The 22,511-nt window shown below is 68.1% G+C and carries 25 protein-coding genes and 1 tRNA gene; 14 read left to right on the forward strand and 12 right to left on the reverse strand.

Going from position 1 to position 22,511, the window contains the following annotated elements:
- The first annotated feature begins 24 nt into the window (after window positions 1-24).
- Window positions 25-1,014 carry a ferrochelatase gene (gene hemH, locus K4L06_RS05985; RefSeq protein ID WP_221673535.1) on the forward strand — a complete coding sequence of 330 codons (990 nt, stop codon included), beginning with the start codon at window positions 25-27 and terminating at the stop codon, window positions 1,012-1,014.
- Window positions 1,014-1,877: an alpha/beta fold hydrolase gene (locus K4L06_RS05990; RefSeq protein ID WP_221670532.1), complete on the forward strand. Its 864-nt coding sequence runs from the start codon at window positions 1,014-1,016 to the stop codon at window positions 1,875-1,877. The genes hemH and K4L06_RS05990 overlap by 1 nt, the downstream gene beginning before the upstream one ends.
- Window positions 1,878-2,289: 412 nt before the next feature.
- Here K4L06_RS05990 and K4L06_RS05995 read toward each other — a convergent pair whose 3' ends face one another.
- The 3 genes from K4L06_RS05995 to ttcA all read right to left on the reverse strand — a co-directional run bounded on the left by K4L06_RS05995 (window position 2,290) and on the right by ttcA (window position 5,275).
- On the reverse strand, window positions 2,290-3,084 hold the full coding sequence (locus tag K4L06_RS05995; RefSeq protein ID WP_221670533.1) for a SprT family zinc-dependent metalloprotease: 795 nt from the start codon (window positions 3,082-3,084) through the stop codon (window positions 2,290-2,292).
- Between the two features lie 217 nt (window positions 3,085-3,301).
- Complete coding sequence (locus tag K4L06_RS06000) at window positions 3,302-4,213, reverse strand: recombination-associated protein RdgC (protein WP_221670534.1); 912 nt, start codon at window positions 4,211-4,213, stop codon at window positions 3,302-3,304.
- A gap of 156 nt (window positions 4,214-4,369) precedes the next feature.
- Window positions 4,370-5,275 carry a tRNA 2-thiocytidine(32) synthetase TtcA gene (gene ttcA, locus K4L06_RS06005; protein ID WP_221670535.1) on the reverse strand — a complete coding sequence of 302 codons (906 nt, stop codon included), beginning with the start codon at window positions 5,273-5,275 and terminating at the stop codon, window positions 4,370-4,372.
- A 96-nt stretch (window positions 5,276-5,371) separates the two neighbouring features.
- Here ttcA and K4L06_RS06010 point away from each other — a divergent pair, with 96 nt between their 5' ends.
- The 5 genes from K4L06_RS06010 to K4L06_RS06030 all read left to right on the forward strand — a co-directional run bounded on the left by K4L06_RS06010 (window position 5,372) and on the right by K4L06_RS06030 (window position 9,428).
- Window positions 5,372-5,581, forward strand: a complete 210-nt coding sequence (locus tag K4L06_RS06010) for a YdcH family protein (protein ID WP_221670536.1) — start codon at window positions 5,372-5,374, stop codon at window positions 5,579-5,581.
- Between the two features lie 157 nt (window positions 5,582-5,738).
- The gene (locus K4L06_RS06015; RefSeq protein ID WP_221670537.1) at window positions 5,739-7,394 is read left to right on the forward strand and encodes an ATP-binding cassette domain-containing protein; all 1,656 of its coding nucleotides are present in this window, start codon (window positions 5,739-5,741) and stop codon (window positions 7,392-7,394) included.
- A gap of 77 nt (window positions 7,395-7,471) precedes the next feature.
- Window positions 7,472-8,095, forward strand: a complete 624-nt coding sequence (locus K4L06_RS06020; RefSeq protein ID WP_221670538.1) for a hypothetical protein — start codon at window positions 7,472-7,474, stop codon at window positions 8,093-8,095.
- A complete protein-coding gene (locus K4L06_RS06025) occupies window positions 8,092-8,739 on the forward strand; it encodes a hypothetical protein (RefSeq protein WP_221670539.1) in 648 nt (215 codons plus the stop codon). The genes K4L06_RS06020 and K4L06_RS06025 overlap by 4 nt, the downstream gene beginning before the upstream one ends.
- A 47-nt stretch (window positions 8,740-8,786) precedes the next feature.
- Window positions 8,787-9,428 (forward strand): hypothetical protein, encoded by a 642-nt coding sequence (locus tag K4L06_RS06030; protein ID WP_221670540.1) that lies wholly within the window; start codon window positions 8,787-8,789, stop codon window positions 9,426-9,428.
- Between the two features lie 1,033 nt (window positions 9,429-10,461).
- Here K4L06_RS06030 and K4L06_RS06035 read toward each other — a convergent pair.
- The 3 genes from K4L06_RS06035 to ubiA form a co-directional block, all read right to left on the reverse strand.
- Window positions 10,462-11,904, reverse strand: coding sequence for a TIGR00366 family protein (locus K4L06_RS06035; protein ID WP_221670541.1), 1,443 nt, complete (start codon window positions 11,902-11,904; stop codon window positions 10,462-10,464).
- A 304-nt stretch (window positions 11,905-12,208) separates the two neighbouring features.
- On the reverse strand, window positions 12,209-12,715 hold the full coding sequence (locus tag K4L06_RS06040) for a Rid family hydrolase (protein WP_221670542.1): 507 nt from the start codon (window positions 12,713-12,715) through the stop codon (window positions 12,209-12,211).
- An 87-nt stretch (window positions 12,716-12,802) separates the two neighbouring features.
- On the reverse strand, window positions 12,803-13,708 hold the full coding sequence (gene ubiA / locus K4L06_RS06045; RefSeq protein WP_221670543.1) for a 4-hydroxybenzoate octaprenyltransferase: 906 nt from the start codon (window positions 13,706-13,708) through the stop codon (window positions 12,803-12,805).
- A 339-nt stretch (window positions 13,709-14,047) separates the two neighbouring features.
- Here ubiA and K4L06_RS06050 point away from each other — a divergent pair.
- Window positions 14,048-14,124 (forward strand) — tRNA-Arg (locus K4L06_RS06050).
- Window positions 14,125-14,323: 199 nt separating this feature from the next.
- Here the strand turns inward: K4L06_RS06050 and K4L06_RS06055 are convergent.
- Window positions 14,324-14,581, reverse strand: a complete 258-nt coding sequence (locus tag K4L06_RS06055) for a hypothetical protein (protein WP_221670544.1) — start codon at window positions 14,579-14,581, stop codon at window positions 14,324-14,326.
- Between the two features lie 69 nt (window positions 14,582-14,650).
- Here K4L06_RS06055 and K4L06_RS06060 point away from each other — a divergent pair, with 69 nt between their 5' ends.
- Window positions 14,651-14,893 (forward strand): hypothetical protein, encoded by a 243-nt coding sequence (locus tag K4L06_RS06060; protein WP_221670545.1) that lies wholly within the window; start codon window positions 14,651-14,653, stop codon window positions 14,891-14,893.
- Window positions 14,894-15,215: 322 nt separating this feature from the next.
- Here K4L06_RS06060 and K4L06_RS06065 read toward each other — a convergent pair whose 3' ends face one another.
- On the reverse strand, window positions 15,216-15,884 hold the full coding sequence (locus K4L06_RS06065; protein ID WP_221670546.1) for a hypothetical protein: 669 nt from the start codon (window positions 15,882-15,884) through the stop codon (window positions 15,216-15,218).
- Window positions 15,885-15,909: 25 nt separating this feature from the next.
- Between K4L06_RS06065 and K4L06_RS22565 the strand changes: the two genes are divergently transcribed.
- Window positions 15,910-16,038: a hypothetical protein gene (locus K4L06_RS22565; protein WP_255594995.1), complete on the forward strand. Its 129-nt coding sequence runs from the start codon at window positions 15,910-15,912 to the stop codon at window positions 16,036-16,038.
- A gap of 107 nt (window positions 16,039-16,145) precedes the next feature.
- On the opposite strand, the gene K4L06_RS06070 is transcribed toward K4L06_RS22565, so the two are convergent.
- Window positions 16,146-16,385: a nickel-binding protein gene (locus K4L06_RS06070; RefSeq protein ID WP_343225730.1), complete on the reverse strand. Its 240-nt coding sequence runs from the start codon at window positions 16,383-16,385 to the stop codon at window positions 16,146-16,148.
- Between the two features lie 653 nt (window positions 16,386-17,038).
- Between K4L06_RS06070 and K4L06_RS06075 the strand changes: the two genes are divergently transcribed.
- A complete protein-coding gene (locus K4L06_RS06075) occupies window positions 17,039-17,455 on the forward strand; it encodes a hypothetical protein (RefSeq protein ID WP_221670548.1) in 417 nt (138 codons plus the stop codon).
- Between the two features lie 180 nt (window positions 17,456-17,635).
- On the opposite strand, the gene K4L06_RS06080 is transcribed toward K4L06_RS06075, so the two are convergent.
- The 3 genes from K4L06_RS06080 to K4L06_RS06090 all read right to left on the reverse strand — a co-directional run bounded on the left by K4L06_RS06080 (window position 17,636) and on the right by K4L06_RS06090 (window position 20,323).
- Window positions 17,636-18,685 carry a M23 family metallopeptidase gene (locus K4L06_RS06080; RefSeq protein ID WP_221670549.1) on the reverse strand — a complete coding sequence of 350 codons (1,050 nt, stop codon included), beginning with the start codon at window positions 18,683-18,685 and terminating at the stop codon, window positions 17,636-17,638.
- Between the two features lie 687 nt (window positions 18,686-19,372).
- The gene (locus K4L06_RS06085; RefSeq protein WP_221670550.1) at window positions 19,373-19,678 is read right to left on the reverse strand and encodes a hypothetical protein; all 306 of its coding nucleotides are present in this window, start codon (window positions 19,676-19,678) and stop codon (window positions 19,373-19,375) included.
- A gap of 84 nt (window positions 19,679-19,762) precedes the next feature.
- Window positions 19,763-20,323 (reverse strand): hypothetical protein, encoded by a 561-nt coding sequence (locus K4L06_RS06090; protein ID WP_221670551.1) that lies wholly within the window; start codon window positions 20,321-20,323, stop codon window positions 19,763-19,765.
- A gap of 307 nt (window positions 20,324-20,630) precedes the next feature.
- On the opposite strand from K4L06_RS06090, the gene K4L06_RS06095 reads away from it, so the two are divergent.
- The 3 genes from K4L06_RS06095 to K4L06_RS06105 all read left to right on the forward strand — a co-directional run bounded on the left by K4L06_RS06095 (window position 20,631) and on the right by K4L06_RS06105 (window position 22,428).
- Window positions 20,631-21,110: an SRPBCC family protein gene (locus K4L06_RS06095; protein ID WP_221670552.1), complete on the forward strand. Its 480-nt coding sequence runs from the start codon at window positions 20,631-20,633 to the stop codon at window positions 21,108-21,110.
- A gap of 91 nt (window positions 21,111-21,201) precedes the next feature.
- Window positions 21,202-21,705 carry a cupin domain-containing protein gene (locus K4L06_RS06100; RefSeq protein WP_221670553.1) on the forward strand — a complete coding sequence of 168 codons (504 nt, stop codon included), beginning with the start codon at window positions 21,202-21,204 and terminating at the stop codon, window positions 21,703-21,705.
- Between the two features lie 330 nt (window positions 21,706-22,035).
- Window positions 22,036-22,428, forward strand: coding sequence for a nuclear transport factor 2 family protein (locus tag K4L06_RS06105; RefSeq protein ID WP_221670554.1), 393 nt, complete (start codon window positions 22,036-22,038; stop codon window positions 22,426-22,428).
- Window positions 22,429-22,511 lie beyond the last annotated feature (83 nt).

Here is a 22,511-nt window from a genome sequence, read left to right on the forward strand (position 1 = left end):
GCCCGCGGATGTCATCCTATGCCGATGCCCGCTCACGCCAGCAACGCCGAGGCCAGCACTGCCGCCGCCGACACCGCGGTGGTGCTGGTCAATCTCGGCACCCCCGACGCGCCCAACACCGCTGCGGTGCGGCGCTATCTTTCCGAATTCCTGCACGATCGCCGGGTGGTCGACCTCAGCCGCTGGCTGTGGTGCCCGCTGCTGCATTTCGCCATCCTGCCGCTGCGCAGCGGCAAGGTCGCGCACAAGTACGCCAGCATCTGGCTGCCGGAAGGCTCGCCGCTGGCGGTCTACACCCGCCGCCTGGCCGAGGCCGTGCAGCGCGAACTGCCCGACGCGCGGGTGCTGCATGCGATGCGCTATGGCCAACCCTCGTGGAAGCAACTGCTGGCGCAGCTGCGCGAGCAGGGCGTGCGGCGGGTGTTGGCGCTGCCGCTGTATCCGCAGTTCTCGACCTCGACCACCGCCTCGGTCGGCGACGTATTGCAGGCCGCCGCCGGCCTGGACACGCGCCTGCTGCACGACTACCACGCCGACCCGGCCTGGGTCGGCGCGGTCGCCGATTCGATCCATCGCCACCGCCAGCACCACGGCGAGGGCGAGCACCTGCTGTTCTCGTTCCATGGCCTGCCGCAGCGCTTCGCCGATGCCGGCGATCCCTACCCGCGCCAATGCGAGGCCAGCGCGCGCGCGATCGCCCAGGCGCTGGGCCTGGCCGAAGACGCCTGGACCCTGTGCTACCAATCGCGCTTCGGCCGCGAGCGCTGGCTCGAACCGGCCACCAGCGACGGCTTGAACGCGCTGGCAGCGCGCGGCGTGCGCAAGGTCGACGTGGTCGCGCCGGGCTTCGCGGTGGACTGCCTGGAAACCCTGGAGGAAGTGGCGATCATGCTGGCCGCGGACTTCGCCGCGCGCGGCGGCGAGCTGCGCTACATCCCCTGCCTCAACGATTCGCCGGCGCACGCGTCGGCGCTGGCCGGCATCGCCCGGCGCGAACTGGACGCCTGGAACTGATGGCCGCATTGCAGGAATTCGTCGTCGACACCGCCTTCGGCCGCCTGGCCGGGCTGCGCAACGGCCGGATCGGCGCGCCCAAGCTGCTGGCGCTGCACGGCTGGCTCGACAACGCCTCCAGCTTCGTGCCGCTGGCGCCGTGGTTCGAAGGCTACGACCTGGTCGCGCCGGACTTGCCCGGGCACGGCGCCAGCGCGCATCTGCCGGCGGCGGCCGAGTACACCCTGGTGACCGCGGCGCGCGCGGCCTTGTCGGTGGCCGATGCGCTGGGCTGGGATCGCTTCCACCTGCTCGGCCACTCGCTCGGCGGCGCGACCTCCAGCATGCTCGCCGCGGCGCTGCCGCAGCGGATCGAAAAATTGCTGCTGGTCGAGGCGCTGGGCTCGCTGTCGGAACCCGAGGAGCGCGTCGCCACCCGCCTGCGCGAGGCTTTCGCCGGCCAGGCCGCATTGGCCGGCAAGCAGTTGCGGGTGTTCGACGACATCGCCACCGCGATCAAGGTACGCATGGCCGCCAACGACCTCAGCGAACGGGTCGCCCGGCTGCTGGTCGAGCGCGGGGTCGCGCCGGCGCAGGGCGCGCAGCGCCAGGGCTTCGTCTGGCGCAGCGATCCGCGCCTGACCCTGACCGCCGCGCTGCGCATGAGCGAAGGCCAGATGCGCGCGCTGATCGGCGCGATCGAATGCCCGACCTGCATGGTCTGGGCCGACCCGGCCCAGGCCTACATGCCCGACGCCTTGCGCCGCGAACGCGCCGGCCTGCTGGCGCGCGGGGAGATGCACGTGCTGGCGGGGACGCATCATCTGCACATGGAGCAGCCGGGGCCGATCGGAGAACGGTTCCGGGAGTTTCTGGCGGGCTGAGGCGGCCTGTCGGATGGGTCTTCGCGCGGGAGTTCGAGGTCGCGCGGAAGAGCAAATCCCCCCTACCCCCTTTTTCAAAGGGGGGAACAGCAACGGCGGCGTGGGTGCTGGCGGCGGCGATCGTGGCGGTGACGTCACCAACACCAGCTTCGGCACCGGCACCGGCACCGGCACCGGCAACAATAGCGGCGGCGGCAATCAGGGGCGGGGCGAGCGCGTTGTGTTGCCCCCTTTGAAAAAGGGGGCGAGCGCCCGGCGCCGGTACGAAGTCCGAAGCGGCCGGCGGCGCGGGGGATTTGCCGTTGCCCGCCAGAACGGGGCGAACACCCAGGCACGGCGCTCCGGCCCATGCTTCAACCCAGCGCGGGATCGCACGCGCCCCGCGCAGCGACGCCTGCAGGCCGCGGCAGGCTCAGTCGGCAGCGATCAAGCGCCGCAAGCCGGCCTTGAGACTGCGGCCGGACGCGCGGAAGTAGTCGCGCTGGTCGCGCCAGTCCGGACAGCGCGCTTCGACTTCGCGCCAGAACGCGCGCGAGTGGTCGGCGTGGATCAGGTGGCAGAGCTCGTGCACCAGCACGTATTCGAACGCCGCCGCCGGCGCCAGCACCAGCGACAGGTCCAGCGACAGCGCGCCGTCCGGCGCCAGCGAACCCCATTGCGAGGACATCACCCGATAGCGCAACCGCGACGGCGCGCGCGGCAGGCCGGGCAGGTACTTGGGCAGCCAGCGGCCGACGTCGGCCCGGGCCTGGCCTTCGTAGAACTCGCGCATCGCCCGCTGCAGCGCGGCCGGCTTGAGCGTATCGGGCACGGCGATGTCGAGCGCGTCCTCGGTCAGCTCCACCCGCAGCGCGCGCGCCTGGCGCCAGCGCACCGGCCAGTCGCGTCCGCGCAGCGGCACGCTGGCCGGCGCATGCGGCTGCAACGGCGGCGCGCCGCTGTCGGCCAAGGCCATCTGCGCCAGCAGCCAGTCGCCGTGCTCGATCACGAAGCGTTGGCCGGCGATGTCGCTGGCGCGCAGCGGCAGGGTCAGGCGCGGGCCGCGTTCGTCGACGCTGAGCCGGATCCGCCGCGCGCGCGGGTCGCGCACCCGCAGCACCTCGATGCGGCGGCCGTCGCCGAGTTCGATCGCCACGGTCTCGCGCGAGACCGCGCGCGGCGCGGCCGACGGCTTGCCGGTCAGCAGGCGCAGCAGCAAGTTGCTCATGAGGACGGGGCCGCCATCGGCCGAGGATAGCGCTTGCCGGCGACCGGCGGGCGATGCCGGCGGCTTGGCGCTGCGCGGCGACGACCGGCGCCCTCGCCCCACCCTCTCTCGCGCAAGCGGGACAGCGGCCAGCCGGCGTCGCGCACGGGCGGACGCGCAGCGCTCGGGGACGAAGCGGCGCCCGCCGTCGGCAGGCGCAGCGTGGGTCGCGCGGGCCTCAGCCCTCGACCTTGGACAGCTTCAGCGCCGGCTCCAGCACCTTGAACAGGCGCTTGACCTCGCCGCTCATCAGCGCGAAACGCGCGTCGAGTTCGGCGCGCAGGCCATCGCCCTCGGAATGCTCGAGCTGGTCGACAGCGCCGTCGAGCAGCTTGAACTTGCGCACCACCAGGTCTTCGCCGAGCACGAAGGACACGTGATCGTCCAGGGTCAGGGCCAGGCGGGTGACCTGCTTGCCGGTTTCCAGGTGCTTGGCGATCTCGTCGCTTTCCAGTTCCTGGCGCTGGCACTTGACCACCGCGCCCTGGTCGACCGGATCGCGCAGCTCGCATTCGTCGCCCAGGCTGAGCCCGTCCGGCATCTCTTCGCCGGCGACCCAGCCGGTCAGCACCGAGCGCGGCGCGATCTCGGCGTTCAGCGGCAACGCCGGCAGGCTGCCCATGGCGCGGCGGATCTCGCTGATCACGTTCTCGCCGGTCTTGCGGCTGGAGGTGTCGACGATCACCAGGCCGTGCTCGAGGTCGATCATCGCGTCGGTGCGGCTGGGCTTGATGAAGGCGCGCGGCAGCAGGTCGACGATCAGCTCGTCCTTGAGCCGCTTGCGGGTGCGGCCGCCGGGCTTGCGCCCTTCCTTCTGCTCGATCTCGGCCAGCTTCTTGGCCAGCATGTCGTTGACCACCGCGCCCGGCAGCAGCCGGTCTTCGCCGCCGGAGGTGATCCAGATCGCGTCGGCGATGCGGTTGCTCATCACCGCGTCCTCGGCGTCGCGGCCGAACGGCGAGATGAAGCCGCGCGAGGACAACTCGAGCGGGCCTACCGGCTTGAGCCGGCATTCCTCCAGGCCCTTGTCGAGTTCGCTGAAGTCGTGACTGGTGGGAAAGCGGAACAGCGTCAGGTTGCGAAAGAACATCGAGGGACCGGATTGAGAAGGAATGGAGTCGGATGCTCTTGCTCGTCATTCCCGCGAAGGCGGGAATCCAGAGACTTCAGAGCCATGCGGCGATAACGTCGGGCAAGTACGGCGGCGCCGACGCAAGCCGGTGCCGGCCTGGAAACGGAGACGGCCTCATCCCGCCTCTGCGTCGTCGGCGTCGGCGATGGCCTGGTCCAGCCACACCGGCGCCGCGGCGATCGGCGCGCCGGCCTTGCCCAGGCCGAGGAAGTCGAACAGCTTGGGGTCGCTGAGCTGCGATGGGCGGATGTCGCCGAGCGCGCGCGAAATCGTCTCGATCCGGCCGGGCGTCTCGCGCTCCCAGGCGTCCATCATCCGCTTCACCTGCTTGCGCTGCAGGTTCTCCTGCGAGCCGCACAGGTTGCAGGGGATGATCGGGAACTGCCTGATCGCCGCGTAGTCGACGATGTCGTCCTCGCGCACGTAGGCCAGCGGTCGGATCACCACGTGCTTGCCGTCGTCGGACAGCAGCTTGGGCGGCATGCCGCTGAGCTTGGCGTGGAAGAACAGGTTCAGGAAGAAGGTCGCGACCAGGTCGTCGCGGTGGTGGCCGAGCGCGATCTTGGTGAAGCCCTGCTGTTCGGCATAGGTGTACAGCGCGCCGCGCCGCAGGCGCGAACACAGCGAGCACATGGTCTTGCCTTCCGGCACCACCCGGGTCACCACCGAATAGGTGTCCTGCTCGAGGATCTTGTACGCCACCCCGATCGATTCCAGGTACTGCGGCAGCACGTGCTCGGGAAAGTCGGGCTGCTTCTGGTCGAGGTTGACCGCGACCAGCTCGAACTTCACCGGCGCCTTCTTCTGCAACTGCAGCAGGATGTCGAGCAGGGTGTAGCTGTCCTTGCCGCCGGACAGGCAGACCATGACCTTGTCGCCGTCTTCGATCATGCCGAAATCGGCGATGGCGCGGCCGACCTGGTGGCGCAGGCGGGTGGCCAGGCGCTCGCCGTCGGCGGCGGGGACGGCGCCGGGACGGGCGCGGCGGATGGGTTCGGCCAGGGGCAGGACGGTGTTCATGAGGCCGACGATTCTACGCCAAGGGCCGGTGAACGCCCTCGCACCGGCCGCCGCGGCCGATGACGCCCGCGCGGGCGGCGCGTTAAGCTGGAGCGCATGACCGCCAGCAACGATGCCGCCGAGATCGCCCGCCAACTGGCCGAGCTGCGCCAGGAACATCGCGACCTCGATTCGGCCATCGAGCACCTGGGCCTGGACCCGCAGGCCGACGAGCTGACGGTCAAGCGGCTGAAGAAACGCAAGCTGTGGCTGAAGGACTGCATCGCCCGGCTGGAAAGCGCGCTGATTCCCGACCAGCCGGCCTGAGCGCGCCAGCCGGCGTTCAGCGCGCGCCGGTGCGGGCCGCTACAATGCTGCCCAGACCACCGAGTGGAGTGTCATGAAGCTCTGAACCGATACGCCGTCTTCGCAACCGCCGCGACTCGCGCGCCGTTGCCCTGCCCGTCGCATCGCCGGAGCCCTCATGCCCGCCCATCCCGCCTCGGACCCGGTCCGATTGCAGGCCTTCGGCCTGTCCGCCGTCCTCGACGACGGCCGTATCCTCTACCAGAACCTCGACCTGAGCTTGCGCCAGGGCTACACCGCCCTGGTCGGCCGCAACGGCGCGGGTAAATCGACTCTGCTCGCCGCGCTCGCCGGCGATGCCGCGCCGGCCCAGGGCCGGATCGAGCGCCGCGGCGCAATCGTCCATCTGCGCACCGACGCCGCACCCGAGTCGTGCGGCAGCATCGCCGCCCTGCTCGGCGTCGCCCCGGCGCTGGCCGCGCTGGACCGGCTCGCCGCCGGCCAAGGCAATGCCGACGATCTGGTCCGGGTGGCCGATCGCTGGGACCTGCGCGAACGCCTGGCCCGGTCGCTGGACGAAATCGGCCTGGCCGGCCTGTCCCTGCGCCACGATCCGGGCCGCTTGTCCGGCGGCCAACGCCAACAACTGCGCCTGCTCGGCGCCTGGCTCGCCGACGCGGACATCGTCCTGCTCGACGAGCCCAGCCGGCACCTGGACGCGGAGTCTTCCGCGCATTGGTTCCAGCGCTACGCCGCCAGCGCGGCGGCGGTGCTCGCGGTCAGCCACGATCCGGCCTGGCTGGAACAGGCGCCGCGCATCGTCGAACTCGACCGCGAAGGCGCGACCGAGCACGACGGCGGCCTGGCGCAGTACCTGCGGCAGCGCGATCGCCGGCGCCGCGAAGGCCTGGATGCGCTGGACGCGGCGCGGCTGGCGCTGCGCCGCGAACGCCGCGATCAGGTCCGCCAACGCGAAGCCCTGGACCGGCGCGCCGCACGCGGCCAGCGCGCCGGCGCGCAGGCCAACCAGTCCAAGCTGCTGCTCGATTTCAGCCAGAACGCGGCCGAGCGCCATCAAGGACGCCGCCGCGCCGCGCTGAGCCAACGCCTGCAGCAACGCGACGCCGCCGTCAGCGACGCCTACGCGCGCGCCAACAACCCCGCCGCGCCGGTGTTCCTGGGCAGCGCCGCGCAACAGCCGGCCGGGCGGCGCACGCTCGAGTTCGCCGCCGCGCATCCCTGCCGTGCCCAACCTGCGCGGTCGCTGAGCGCAACGCTGGACGGCCCGGTGCGGATCGGCCTGAGCGGCCGCAACGGCAGTGGCAAGACCAGCTTGCTGCGCGCCATCGCCGGGTTGGGCACGCTCGCCGCCGGCCGCGCGCGGGCGACGGTTCCGGCGCTGTGGCTGGACCAGGATCTGCGCTTGCTGCCGGCGCAGGCGGGCGCCCTGGACTGGATCGCTGGCGACGCGGCCCGCGGCGACGCGCCAGCACGCGCCGCGCTGGCCACGCGCCTGGCCCTGCTCGGCCTGCCCGGCGATCGCGCCCGCCAGGCGATGGCCACGCTGTCGGCCGGCGAACGCATGCGCGCGGCGCTGGCCGCAGCCGCGTATCGCGATCCGCCGGCGCCGTTGCTGCTGCTCGACGAACCCGGCGAACACCTCGACCTGGACAGCCGCGAAGCCCTGATCGGATTGCTCGACGCCTGGCCCGGCGCCTTCGTCGTCGCCAGCCACGATCGCCACCTGCTCGAGGCCCTGCGCCTGAGCCATCGCATTCATCTGACAGATGTCAGTGCGCAGCTGGAAACGATTGCGGCATCGTCGCGCCCCTGATCGAAAGAATGCGAAATCGGTGACCGGGATCGCGGGCGCGCTGTGCTAGGGTGCCGCGACTCGCAGCAGGCAGGGCTATGGCGAACAAGGACGAACTGATCGGCGCGGCGCGCAATCCCTGGTGGCAGGGCACGGCGGCCGTAGTCCTGGTCGCGCTGACCGCGACCGCCGCGCTCGGCGGCTTCGGCGAAGCCAAGAGCAAGAGCAAGCCGCTGCCCGAGTACAAGGCCGGCCACCGTTTCCAGGGCGGCGCTCTGGCGGTGAAGCCGTTGCGCGCCTGGGTCGCGCGTTACAAGCCCGGCGGCCGGGTCGACCCCTACAACCCGGACAAGCTCTACCTGGTGCTGCAGGTCGAAATCGAGAACCGCACCCAGCGCAGCATCAACGGCTTCGGTTATCCGCAGCAGGACCTGATCCTGCTGTCGAAGAAACGCGAACCGATCCCCGCCGAGACCTTGATGATGGCCGACGACCACAGCATCGCCGCCGACCTGCACCCGCGCCTGAAGCAGCGCGTCGACCTGGTCTGGGCGCTGCCGCGCGGCTATGTCTATTCGCCGCAGGAAACCTGGGGCGTGTTCGCCCGCGACTACAAGGCCAAGGCCTATCTCAACGACGAGGGCGCCTGGGTCCAGGGCAAGCCGGCGGCGAAGTACCGCGTCGCGGTGCAGGACCTGCGCGACCGGGCGGTGGCGCCGTGAGCGCGCCGGCGACGACGGGCGCGGCGGCCTCGCCGTACTGGCGGCTGCGCTGGCGTTGGCGCGACGCGCTGTGGATCGTGCTGGCGCTGGCCGCGGTGGTGGCGCTGCGCAAAGGCGAATCCGATTACGAGCAGCGCGACGCGCCACTGCTGCAGCGCGCGCCCGCGGTCGCCCCGACGCGCGCGCAAGGCCGCAACTTCGCGGTCGAAGTCAAACGGCTCAAGGTTGCCCGCGCCTACCTGCTCAAGGGCGACTACGCCCAGCCGCAGGACTATGTGCTGCGTACGCCCGGCGTGTGGCTGTCGGTGGTCGGCCAGAGCGAAGCCCTGCAGCAACCCGGCTATGTCACCGCGCAGCTGCGCACCCGCGACGGCCTGGTCTATGTGGCCTCCAGCCCGGACCGGCCCAAGCTCAAGGGCTTCAACCTGCGCGACCGCGCCCTGGCGCCGGGCCTGCCGGCCGAAGGCGCCTGGTTCTTCGAAGTGCCGCCCGACCGCTTGCAGGGCGCGCACCTGCAGTTCTATTGGGGCAGCCTGCTGCCGCACGGCGGCGACAGCCTGGTCGACGTCGACCTGGGCATCGACGCCGCGCAGGCGCGCAAATTGCTGGCCGAAGCCAAGCCGGTACTGGACCTGCGCCCATGACGTCTGCACCGCCGCCCTCCGCATCGACGACCTCGGCGCCCACCGCCATGAACGAATCCGCCGCATCGGCCACCGATTGCCCGGTGTTCGACGCCGGCCACGCGCCCGCGCCGACCGGCTGGTGGCGACGCAACGCCTTGTGGCTGCTCGGCACCGCCGTGCTCGGCGCCTGGGCGATGATCGTGCCTTACCGCGAACAGTTGCAGGTCTACCGGCAACGCCACCCCGACCAGGCCATCGCTGCCGCACGCGGGCAATGGGTCGCCTTCGAAGGCGCACGCTGGCGCCTGGTCGAAGCCCAGGCCCTGGCGCCGCGCGATCCGCGCCTGCGCGGCCCGCTGCGCAAGGACGCCGGCGTGCTGCTGGCGACCTTCGAAGTGATCGCCGACTCCGGCACCGTCGCCAAGGACCTCGACCGCTGCCGCGGCCGCATCGCCGACGCCGAGGGCCGGCTCTGGGACGCCAACCCCGGCGACCTGCCGCGCATGGGCGGCGACAAGCTGCCCGAAACCTGCGGCACCGGCTACGGCGCCGACTTCAAGCCGATCAGCGCCCTGCCCGGCCGGCCGTTCGCGTTCCGTCATGCCTATGTGTTGCCGCGCAAGGATCGGCTGGACGGCCTGACCCTGCGGATCGAGTTCCCGAACTCGCCGACCTCCAAAGGCCGCTACCTTAGCTTCGCGCTGTAAGCGTCGCCGCGCTGCCTATGCAGCGTCGTGCCCGCTTCGGCGGAAGCGGGCCGAAGGCGCCGGATGCAGACGACGCAAGAACGGGGCATCGCGGTCGCGACTCTCGTCGCTCCTACAGGAGTGGGTCGAGAGGGCGCCGGTCGCGGGCGGCGCGAGAGCGGGGCTTCGCGATCGCGACTTGTAACCGGAGCAAATCCTGTGGGGCGGCGCGCCTAGCCTTTGAACGACGCGGCTCTGCGAACTGCGCCCTGGAAGCGCTGCGGCGTCGCTCTCCACCGATCCGGCCGCCCAGCGCGCCGCACCATTCGCGGCCCAGCGGCGGCCCGGCGCCCACCCGCAGCCCGATGGCGGAATCCTTTCCGCCACGCGCGCCATCCTGGCGCGGCCCCGATTCCGATCGTCCGCCTGTCCGTGGCGGCCGCTCCCTGCTCGGCGCGTCCTGCGCGCCTGATCGAATCGGGCGGGGGTTGCCGGTCGGCGATCCTTCGCCGCTCCCGCCGGACCGGGACCGAGCCGCACAGGCATCGCGACGAGGTGCGATGCGCCCTGCTGGCCCGACCCCGATCCGACGCCGGAGTCCTTTCCTGCCGTGCCGCTATTGTCTCTCCCGGACGTCGCAGAGGCTGAGAGTGCGGACGGGGGATCCGCATCGCCGAGCCCGCCGCGTCGCGCGGGTGGTGGAGAAGGCCGGATATCCGTTTCCGGCGCGACATCGGCGGCGTTCCCTCGCGATGCTCTCCACGGACACAGGATCGCGCGGACGCCGGGCCGGCGCAGTCGGGCATCGGCGCGAGCGGGGGTAGGAAATGCCCTATAGACACGGGCGGCCGAACGAGATTCCAAGTTCGGCGCGGCCACGGCTCGGCCGTGCGGCGCCGGCCGCGCCTTGGCGTTCGGTCGATGTTTCAGGCCAGGCCGCGGCCGCACCCGCGATCGGGTGCGGCTTCGATGAGCGACGCCGGCGCTGTCGCCGCTGCGCGTCCCGGTCGCGGCTCGCGGCCGCTCCTACACAAGGGCGGTCGCACTCCGCGCCTTAGGGCATGACCGGCGGGTGGTAGCTCAGGGTCAGGCCGAGCAGCCACAGCAGGCCCAGCACCAGCGGGATATGCACCAGCAACTGGATGAAGGTGAAGCCGACGATGTCGCGCGCCTTCAGCCCCAGCACGCCGAGCAGGGGCAGCATCCAGAACGGATTGATCAGGTTGGGCAGCGCTTCGGCCGCGTTGTAGACCTGCACCGCCCAGCCCAAGTGCACCTGCAGGTCGTTGGCCGCCTGCATCACGTACGGCGCTTCGATGATCCACTTGCCGCCGCCGGAGGGCACGAAGAAGCCCAGCACCGCCGAGTAGGCGCCCATCACCAGGGTGAAGGTGTCGGCGGTGGCGATCTGCACGAACACGCTGGACAGGTGATGCGCCAGGGTCTGCCCGTCGGCGCCCTTGGCCGCGGTCAGCAGGCTGGCGATGCCGCCGTACAGCGGAAACTGGATCAGCACGCCGGTGGTGCTCGGCACCGCGCGCGCGACCGCATTGAGGAAACTGCGCGGCCGCCAGTGCAGCAGTAGGCCGGCGGTCAGGAACAGGAAGTTGTAGGTGTTGAGGTTGGCGATCGCGCTGACCCAGGGCTTGGCCGAGAACTCGTAAGCCAGCCAGCCCAGGCTCATCGCCGCCAACAGGATCGTCACCAGCGGGCTGTACTCCAGCCATTCGCCCGGGCGGCTGCGCGGCGGCAGCGTGGCGGCGTTGCGTTCGTCCTCGGCCAGGCGGTCGGCGCCGTCGAAATCGCGCGCGCGCCGCACCGAGCCGCCGCGCGGCGCGGTGACGTAGCAGACCAGCAGCGACACCACGATCAACGCGGCGGTGAGCGCGATCGACTGCCACAGGAAGATGGTTTCGCTGAACGGAATCACCCCGGTGATCGCCAGCAAGCCGGGCGGCATGCTGGCCGGGTTGGCCTGCAGCTGCGCCGCCGAGGAACTGAGCCCCATCGCCCACACCGCGCCCAGGCCCAGGTAGGCGGCCGCGCCGGCGGCGCGGTAATCCATGTCCAGGTCGTCGCGCCGCGCCAGCGCGCGCACCAGCAGGCCGCCGAACACCAGCGAGAAGCCCCAGCTCAGCAGCGAGGTCAGCATGCTCACCAGGCCGACGTAGCAGACCGCGCCGCGGCCGCTGCGCGGCACCCGCGCCAGCGCGTCGATGACCCGCGCCACCGCCGGCGCGGTCGCGACCACGTAGCCGCCGATGACCACGAAGGCCATCTGCATGGTGAAAGGAATCAGGCTCCAGAACCCGTCGCCGAACGCGGTCGCGGTTGCTGCCGGCGTGGCGCCGAAGGCCAGCGCCGCGACCGCGACGATGGCCACGCCGAGCGCGGCGAACACGTAGGCATCGGGAAACCAGCGCTCGGCCCAGGCGGCGCTGCGCAAGGCGAAGCGGGCGAGCAGACCGTCGTGGACGGCGGTGTCGGCAGCGGGCATGGCGGGATTCCTGCGACGGGCCCGGGCATTGTCCGAGCGAGGGGTGGGCGGGCCACCTGGACTTTAGTCGCAGGGTACGGCGGAGCAAGAGCAAATCCCCCATGGCCCCCCTTTTTCAAAGGGGGGAAGCTTCGGGCTGGATCGCGGTACGCGCAGCCCAGCGCCCTGTCGAACCACCCCTCTGTCGAACCACCGCCCCGTCGAACCACCGCCCCGTCGAAACCCGCTATCGCGTCCCCCCTTTGAAAAAGGGGGGCCAGGGGGGATTTGCCTTTGCCCTTGCCTTTGCTTCTGTCCCCACCCCTCACTTAGCCGGCAGCGCAATCTCCGCCCGCGCCCGCCGCCCCGAGCCGATCACCGCCTCCGCGCGCAACTCCATGCTCGCCTCCTTGGAATACAAGCCGCCGGTCGCGACCGCGGTCCAGGCCGGGTAGTGCCGCTTGAAGAACTCGCGATGCACCTTCAGCACCGGCGCGATCCGGCGCCGAAACTCGGCGTGGTCGCCGGCGACGTGGAAGCTCTGCAGCTCGATCACGTCCTCCAGCCCGGCACCGGCGCTGCGCAGGTGCCGCTCCAGTTCGGCGAACACCCAGCGCGCCTGGGCCTCGTCGTCCGCGCCCTCCACCGCCGGGATGCCGGACACGATCACCCGGTCGCCGATCCGCACCACCGGCGAGTAATGCAGTTCGTGGTACGAGGACTCCCAGCCCGACGGCGCCAGATGCATCCGCGCGGGCGCGGCTTCATCGGCGCGAACGGCGCCGGCGCAGACGCCGGCCAGGCACAGCACTACCGCGGGGCACCAACGCATGAGCGACTCCGGCTGTCGAACCAGCCGCCATTGCAGCGCGCCGCGCGGCCGCCGTCGTTGCCCGCGGTTGCGGTTTCGCCGTCGCGCTCAGGCCGCCGGCGCGCGCAGGGCGTAGTCCAGCGCCAGCCCGGCGAAGATCGTCAGCCCGACCCAGTGGTTGTGCAGGAAGGCGCGGAAGCAGGGCTCGCGCTCGCGCTTGCGGGCGATGACGAACTCGTAGGCGATCAGCGCCGCCGCCACCGCCAGCCCGCCGAAATACCAAGGCCCCAGCCCCGAACGCTGTCCGACCAGGACCAGTGCGGTCAGCATCAGCGCGTACAGCACCCCGTTGGCGACCAGGTCCAGCTCGCCGAACAGGATCGCGGTCGACTTCGAGCCCATCTTCAGGTCGTCCTCGCGGTCGACCATCGCATACCAGGTGTCGTACGCGGTCGACCACAGGATATTGGCCACGTACAGCAGCCAGCCCACCGCCGGCACCTCGCCGCGCACCGCCGCGAACGCCATCGGGATGCCCCAGCCGAAGGCCATGCCCAGGTAAACCTGGGGCAGATGGGTGTAACGCTTGAGATAGGGATAGCTGGCCGCCAGCACCACGCCGACGAAGCTCATCAGCACGGTCAACCGGTTCAGGGTCAGCACCAGGCCGAACGCGACCAGCATCAGCACCGCGAACACCGCCAACGCCTCGCGCCCGCGCACCTCGCCGGTGGCCAGCGGCCGATGCTTGGTCCGCTCCACATGCGGGTCCAGCCAGCGGTCGGCGTAGTCGTTGATCACGCAGCCGGCGGCCCGGGTCAGCCAGACCCCGGCGCTGAACACGAACCAAGTCCACAGCGGCGGCACGCCCTCGGCGGCGATCCACAGCCCCCACCAGGTCGGCCACAGCAACAGCAACCAGCCGATCGGTCGATCGCCGCGGGTCAGCTTCCAATACAGGGACAGCCGGCGCCGCCAGTCCGGCACCGGGGGATGGGATTGGGCGTGTTCCATGGCGCATAGAGTAGCGCGCGGGCCAAGACTGGCTGCCTGGGCGGATCGCCGCGGGCCGAATCGGCCGGCCCGGCAAACGAGGGCGGACGGCGCGGCGCGGCCGGATCCAGCCGCCCGCACCTGTGGGGCGCCCACCGGGCGCGGCCCCGGTGCCGGAACGCCGACCGGTCCCGGCGCGTGGAACCGGGCGCTGGCCTGGCGCCGCGACGGCGCCGGATCCGATCCCCCCGCCCTCGGTCCGCCCCAAGCCGCGGGCCCGCAACACAACACGTGCCCTCGCCCCCGATTTGCGTTTAGAATGCCCGGCCGCACGACGCGTTCGTGCGATGCAGCCTATACGCGCCTGTAGCTCAGCCGGATAGAGTAGCGGCTTCCGAAGCCGTTGGTCGGGGGTTCGAATCCCTCCAGGCGCGCCATCTCCCCCAATCGCATCGCGTTCTGCTCCGCCGGGTGTTTGGGTGGAGAGTCGCCGTTGCTGACGGTTTTGGCCGAGACGAAGGCAACCGCGCCGTAGCCGATAGCGCCGGAACCGCGGCACCATTACGGATAAGAGAAAGCCCCCGGCGCCCAGAAGCGCCACTGCCCATGTTTTCCGATGACAAACCGAGTGCGTCATCAGAACGCCTTTTCCGCTTGATCTGCTGAAAAGGAGCTCTGACCCCGTTTCTGACCCCGTTTCTGGATTCCGAAACGGCCCAGGCTCATCAGTTCGTCCTGCAGGTCGATGGCGAGGCCAACGAGGCCGTTCGTTTCGGCCACCGACTCCGACTGGGAGTAGGCGGTTCGACCGCTCGATACGAACGTCGCCTCGACCGGGCGGAACGTCTCGTCCTCCCGCATCCTCGCCTGCGCCGCCGGCGCGCGGCCGAGCATGACGCGCTTCCGCGACGACCGACGTGTCGACGGGGCTGGCTCCATCCCAACTACACACGGGTGCTCAGCATGACTCTTGAAGAACAACCCAATCTGGAACGTCTCAAGCACGGACTGCGCGACCTTAAGCGATTGCGCCCCATCGCCTTCGGCGACATCGCGGCGCTCGAGGACTTGCGCGAGCTTGCCTATAGCGAGCTTCAACGCCGCGCAGGCAACGCCCTGCGTCTGCTGCACAGCGATCTGGTCGAGATGATCGCCTTCGACAACGTCGATGTCCGCAAGGCGGTGTGCGATGTCGTCGCCGAGTGACACCGACCTTTGGTTCTTGAGGGCTATGGCGGCGACAGTCCTCGTCGCCGCCTCCGACGGGCTTCGCCGGCACCGTCCGCAAGAAGGGCTACCTGCTGGCCTCCGCTAAGGAAGGAAAGGAGGAGCGGGTGTACCGCATCCAGACCGAGGCCGATGCGGTTCTGCCGACCGAGCCGAGCGACGAAGAAGCGTAATCGCCATGAAGCGGCCGGGCGCCATGCCCGGCCGCGCCCGAAGGCTACGACTACGCGCGTTACATCGGGTTGGTCGTCTCGGAGCGTGACCCGTCGCGGGTCACGGTCGATGCGGCGCCGGAGGTCGACTAGCTGAGTTGGTTGATGGTCGCCAGCGACAGCCCCTGGGTGGGACTCGGCGCCTGCGACATGGGCACGCCTTCGCAAAGCGAGGCGGCAGCCTCCTGCGCAGCTTCTTGAGCGGATCGGGCCGATTGGGCCGCGTTATAAGCGGCGATAGCGGACTCCTCTTTCGCAGCCAACTGTGTTTCGCTGGTGATCAAGCCGCTAAGCGCATCGTCCACCGCTTGCGCGGCCTCTTCGGCGGCTTTCGCGGCCTGCTGTGCCGCTTGGGCCGCCGCTTGAGCCGCTGCAGGATCTTTGCAGGTGCGCTCTGCGTCTAGAGCGGCCTCGGCAGCTCTCTGCGCAGCGGCTATCGCGGTCTCGGCCAGAGCGCTCACTTCTGCATCTTTCTGCGCCTGGCTGGCGGCGTTGACGTTACTGGCCGCGTCGGAACCACCGACGCCACCAGCACCAGAAGAGGATTCGGCCATGGGTACAGTCCTTGTAGTGAACAATAAATCGAACGAGGGCCGCGGTGCGAGGGACGACACCACGAAACGAAGGTAGCCGTCGCCGCCGTACGGCGCCATTGGGGTTGCCCCTAGGGAGAAGCTGTCTGACGGCTGTCTGCAAAGCAGAAGGGGCGCGAACATCGCGCCGATTCCCTTGGCTTCCACGGCGACTAGAGCGTTCATGGACTCCCAACCACGGAGTCCAACTATGCTGTACACCGACGCCTGCCTCGCCGACCTCCCCGATACAACGTTGAACTATATCGAAGCCGAACTGGCGAACAACGAAACCAGCAGCAACCCCGAACTGCACGGTGGCCGACGTTGCGCTAAGTGATTCGACTTCCACCGAAGTCGAGGGAACTGTCAGGCGCCATCGCGCATGGCGCTGCTGCGGGGCAGAGCCAAACGACCAGCGCGACTATGACGAGCGACGGGCCTTCGTCACCCGCGAGTGGAATTCACTTCGTGGACCCAATCGCAGGTGATGCCGGCCTTGGCGTGATGCTTATGGACCGCTTCGGCGTTGGGAGCGTCCAGGACACAATAGACCTTGTCGTCCTTCTCGTTGAACAGAATGTCGTGGTGCGTGACTCCGAACTCGTCAGCGGGAGCGTTCTGCAACTTGCTCAATTCGTCCGCTGTGAACGGCTTCATAGGATGGGCGTCTATGAACTTTGACACGGCTTTAACCTCCTCCCGCCTGGACGATGGTTATCGAGCGCTTCGCGGCGGGAAGCGAAAGGCGCTCGACGGTAGTTCGCCGCAGCATTGGACCATCGCCGCAGATTCTGCAGCTCGTTCAGTTCGCCCGCCGTGAACGCCTCTTGGCGCCCGACTGCGATTGGGTCCCAGTTGGGAGACAGAGCCTTGGCCGCCGCCAGCTCAGGCTTCCGACCGTTTGAGGAGCGCCCCCGCGTTTCCCAAGCGATCCCAGGGTCGGATCAAGCGCCTTGATGTCGCTTCGGACTTGAGTAGTGGAAGGCCTGCGTTCGTAAGTGCCTGAATCCCAAGGAATGAGCAATAGTCGGCCGACCACGGGGTTTGGAGTAGAGGCCTGGAGGGCGGCGAAAAATCGCCAGTGGCCTGCCCGTGGAGAATTCGCCGACCGATCGTTAACCCGCCCGAAAGAAGGGGGCTCTCGTCGTCGCGACGAGGCGTAGAAATTGAGGCTGGGAATTTGCTGCAGAACCGCTCTGACCCCGTTTTCAGCTCTTTCGGGACACTTCAAGGAGAGATAAGGAATGCCAACCCGTCACCTATGGCTCTATGGCCTGCTGCTGTGCTGCCTCACTACCGCTTGTGTCCATGCTCATCCTAAGAACGATCGCCAGGTAGTGCGCCTGAAGATGGAGGTTGGAATTCCCTGCGTGTCATTGGCGAACGATGATGTCGCGGTTCTGCTACCGGAAGCAGTCGTTCGCCGCGTCGCCGAGGGTAAAGATCAGCTTCAGCACAACGATCACGCTCGTCGCGTCTGGGGTGACCGCGCCAAGACGATTCTTGCGCAAGCCGACGAAAAACAGGACCGGTTTGGATGTAGGACTATGGCGTTGTCGTCGGACGAAGCCACTTATCTGGTAGCCGAGTTAATCAAACGAGGAGACGCAGCTGTTTACACATCCAAGTCGCGCGAACTTCAGGCTACGGCGAGTTTTAGCGAAACCTCCTGCGAATCCGCGCCATCAGGCTACCTCGATATTTTTGCTGGGGACGGCACGCCAGTAATCAGGATGATCACTTGCCAGGTTTAGTCGGACAAACAATGGGGCAGATCTGATTTTCCAGGAATTTACTGAAAATCCACTCTGCCCCGTTCTCCGCTGCCCCGGTTTTTGCCGTTGCGCAACATGACTTCCTCGGCCCGGGCGCGATCGCGCTTGGATTCGACCCTGGATTCGGGCTAACCGGGAAAGCAGATACGCTCTTCTTCGTCATCGCGCCGCGACGGACTGGCCACGCAACGGTTCGCCGCGGTCGACGCGACGTCCGTCCGCGGCGTAGTCGTTGAAGAACGCCGGCAGACCGGCGCCCTGGCCGAAGACCGGCGAGTCCTGCAGGTGGAAGTGCAGGTGCGGTTCGCTGGTGTTGCCGCTGTTGCCGCAGCGGCCGAGCACGTCGCCGGCGGCGACCCGGTCGTCCGCTTTGACCCGCACGCTGCCCTGGCGAAAATGCGCGAGCATCGCGTATTCGCCGTTGCCGAGATCGAGCATGACGTGATTGCCTGCCGGCGCGTCGGCATTGGTGGTGCCGATCGCCTGGTCGGGCAGGCCGTCCACCGCGGCGACTACGCGCCCGGCCGCCGGTGCGAGAATCGGCTGGTTCCAGCAGTAGTAGTCCGCGAGCTCGTCGCCGTCGCTGCGATGGCTGCGGCCGTCGACGCGCTTGAGGAAGTCGTAGGCGAAACGCTGACCCGGATTCGCGGCGTGGTAGTTCTGCTCGATCGAACGCCCACCCCAGGCGACGAGCCACCCGCCCTCGAACGGCAGGCGCAGTGCCGCCTTCGTGTCGTAGTCGAGATGGCGCGAGGCGGCTTCCTTCGGCGGCTCCGCGGGGCGGACGAAAAAGCCTTCGACCTGACCGTCGGCGCCGATCTCCCACTGCATCGCTATGGTCACCGGCGCCTTGCTCCAACGCGCCGTGCGTAGGTACACGCGAATGCCATCGGCCTCGCGGGTCGTCTCCGATATCGGCGCCTGCTCTTCGCCGAGTTGCGTGCCGATTTGCGCGCGGAACGTAGCCAACGCTTCGGCGTCCGGCACCGCCTGACGCATCCTCGGGGAGAACCGCGCCCACAACTCCTTGGCCTTGCCGTCCAGGAAGAGCCGCGACAACTCGCGGCCGACATTGAGGGTGGCTTCGTCTTGGCCGGCACCCGTGGCCGGCTGAGAGCCGGCCGTGTCGGGCTTCGCCTGCGGCATGGTGGACGCGGCGGTCGCCGCCAGAAGGCAGGCCGTCGCGACGAGGCGTCGAAGAACCATCATGATCGATCTCCCAAGTTGGAGGGTACGGTTTCGAGCCGCGCCGCGATCTGTTGCCGATAGCACGCCAGCGCACTGCGTCCTTGGGCGGTGACGGCGGCGCGGGATAAAAATCTTCCGCCGCAGAAAATCATTTCGATAGCGACCAGCCCACCCGCTTCGAACTTGCCAGACGGCGAGACGGGTTGCCCTTTCTCCAACGGCAGCGAACCGAATTCAAAGAAGCCAAACTCCGCCCACTTCGCAACCGAGAGGGCGGCGAGGATCGACAGCTGTGCGGGTTCATGTGCGAGGCGATCGGCCGTCTCGATTGAACGGATGAAGACCGAGAGTGCGTTGGAGATTATTTGTCGGCGAGACGGGAGCGACCCTCCAACCTTGCGGTTGCGGAGGATCAGAGTCGGGCCCTATGGGGCGAACGGGTCCACGCGCCCTTGTTCGGCATGTGTCTATTCAGCTGCGGCTGAGCATAGCAACGCGACCGATCGGTAATCCGTGCCCGCGATCAATCTTGCGCTCGCAGATTCATATCCGACTGCACCCTGCGACCTGTACGAGGAACAGCCCGTCTGGAGTCAAGCTTCATCTACAAGATGATTTCGTTATCTTCTAGCCGCGCGGCGCAACTGCGACACGCTAGCGTCTTGCCGGGCAGTACTTCGCACCATCGAAACGCACCGCTCCCGACGCCTAGAGACCGCGCCGTCGCCAGTAGCGGCGGAAACGCAGAACGACGAATAACGCGAATCCGGCCCCGGCCCCCAGCGGAACCAGGGCCCAGGCAGCCGCTCCGATGGCCAGGGCGAACGCGCCCGCCAGCAACAGCCAGTAGGCGAAGATCGTGGCCCAGCCGACCACGCCGAGCCACCACCAGTTCCCATGATCGATCCCGGTGAAATAGCAATATCGCGCGAACAACGCCTCGACGCCCCAGGCGAGCAGCTGCCCACCGAGTATGACTCCTGTCAGGACGAACCAGATGTACTCGTTCTGCATCCCCGCTCTCGCATGGTTAGCCACTTGGATGCGCAAGCGCGCATTCGCATGGATCGATGTCTCGATCCAGCCAGCGCTTTTCTCTCAGCTACCGGAAGCGGTCAGCTCGATTTTTCCCAAGGCAACGACCGAGGTCGAGGAAAGATCGACTCCTCGCTCCAACAGCAGCGCCCGGACGGCTTCGACCTTTGCTTCGTCGACCCAGACCCTCAACTCCGTCTCTTTTGGATCGACGTTCGTGGAACTTTCGATGCCTTCGGCATCGAGTATCGCCTCGATCTGACGACCTTTCGCTTCCAGTTCGCGGATCGAGTACGGGGATTGAACCGCCACAAAAGCCGGGTTGCTGGTCAGGGCTCTCAGGCTCGTCTCTGCATCTCGACTGAACTTGACGATGACGCGATAGTTCGGTGTGTTCTGGATGTACAGGCCGCCGAACGTGCCGGGAAACTCCGCTTCCGCCTTCAGCTTTACCTCGATCGCCTGATCCGAAATGCTGAGCTGCTGCCTGGCCTCCACGATGGTCACACCCCGCGCCGCTGCGTAGTCGCGAACGAACTGGACCGGCTCCTGGTCGTCGGGTTCTGCGTGCGCACCAAAGGACAGCAGAGTAGCAAGGGCGAAAGGGAGCGCTGGCAATTTCATGTGAACCTCCGTGTAGATGCCGGATTCGGCACTGTACGAACATACTCTCCGGCCGAAGGCCGACGAAACCCCAGAATGGATTCCCCACCCAGCCGCCTGCGGTCGCCCAGCGGGGCAATGGGGTTGGAGCGGCTTTCCGTCGGGCCTGCCGGAAAGTCGCTTCGACCGAGCATCCGGAAGGCGGTCCAGTGCCTGGTGCAGCCCGGCTCCCGGCCGTACTGCGCAGCGTTCTTGGCGCGGACGGGGCTTGTAGTAAGGTGAGACAAAACCCCTCAGACCGCATCGCCCCCCAAGCCCAGAGCGCAGCATGAGCCCCCAGCCCACTGGCTATCTCCGCGGCAACGATTTGATCCTCACCCGCCGGTTTCGCGCCTCCATCGACGAGGTCTGGGCGAGCGTGACGCGATCCGAGCGCACCGCGCTCTGGTTCGGCCGCTGGCAAGGCGACGCCGGACCGGGCAGGACGGTGCGGCTGCAGTTGACGCACGAGCAGGGTCAGCCCTGGGCCGAGGTGGCGATCGAGGCATGCGAAGCGCCGCGCCGCCTGGCGATCGCGATGAAGGACGACTACGGCGATTGGCGCATCGAGCTGAACCTGGTGCAGGCGGGCGATTCGACCGAACTTCGGTTCGTCCAGCGCCTCAGCGACGCGGCGCAGGCCGGCGAGGTGGGGCCGGGTTGGGAGTACTACCTCGACATGTTGGTCGCGGTGCTCGACGGCAAGCCGCTGCCCGCGTTCGCGGATTACTACCCGGCGCAGAAGGCGCATTATCTGCAGGGTGCGTGAGCCGCTTCCTCCTCGATGGACCTGGTGCTGCTGGCACTACGACTGACGTGGCCCGCACGCCCAGGCACTTGCCTCTCACAGGAACCATGCCATGTCCGACCCGGAAAAGACGCTTTCCGAACGGCTGATCCGCAATGTCCAAGAGGTTCCGCTGGAACGCTTCGAGCGAGGCTCGAAGTACCTGAGCGATCGCGTGCGGATCACCGATGGCACCGTCGCGCGCAAGCTGGCGGCGACCTATGACGTGGTCCCGGCCGGGATGCGGGCCTGTCCCTACCATCTGCACTACGCGCAAGAAGAGATGTTCATCATCCTGGAGGGCACGGGGACCTTGCGTGTCGCCGGCGAAATGCTTCCGGTGAAGGCCGGCGACGTCATCTGCATTCCGCCCGGGCCTGAGTATCCGCATCAGCTCATCAATACCTCGTCTGAAGCCCTGAAGTATCTTTCGATCGGAACCACCGACGATCCGGAGATCTGCGTGTACCCGGATTCCGGGAAGTTCATGGCCGAAGCCAATCTGGGCGGCACCGCGCCGTTCGAGGCGATCGACCGGATCGATGGCGGCGTGGACTATTGGAGCGGGGAGTCCTGATCCGCAGCTGCGGGTTCCTGGCGACTCGATTCGACTGCTGAGTCCGCACTACGCAAAATCCCTGCGATCGAGCTGACGATCAGCACAAGGCCGAACAGTGCGGAGAATTTCCAGAGATTATCTGTAGGGACCGGGATACTCGGGATCATGGCTACGCATCTCGTCAAAATGGATGTCGTCGTACGCCGGCTCGGCGGCCGCCTGGCGCCCCTTTCCAAGCGCTATCGGCCTCCCAGAACCGGTTGTTATGAAGCGCTTCGCGCTCCTGTCACGACCGCAAAACGCCATCGGGGTTAAGGCTGTTCGCTACCGCTCCGAGAGGTACCGATTATGAGCGCTTCAACGCAAAAAGCAGAGATCGAGCGATTAGAAAAGGCCTTCTGGAAATCCATCGCAGAGCGGCAGCCGGAAACGGCCACCAAGCTTCTGACCGAACCGGCCCTCATGATCAGCACGCATGGCGTCAACCAGTTCGACCATGCCGCCTACATCAAGATGGCGAATGACGATCGATTCAAGCTTGTCGACTACACCATTTCGGATATGGCCGTGCTGTTCCCGACGGACGAAGTGGCGATCGCCACCTATCGTGTCGCCCAGAAAGTGGAGGCCGACGGCGAGACAACGCAAATGGATGTGTACGACAGCTCCACCTGGATCAAGATGGGCGAGCAATGGCAGTGCGTGATGCACACGGAAAGTCCAGTTGCCTCCAGCCATTGACGCGTCCGCAGACCGATTCGCATGGGCGTCCCAGACGGTCGTCCATGTCGGCTGCGAGTTGGTTATACCGACTCCGGCGCTGC

This window comes from Lysobacter sp. BMK333-48F3, from assembly GCF_019733395.1.
Classification (GTDB): domain Bacteria; phylum Pseudomonadota; class Gammaproteobacteria; order Xanthomonadales; family Xanthomonadaceae; genus Lysobacter.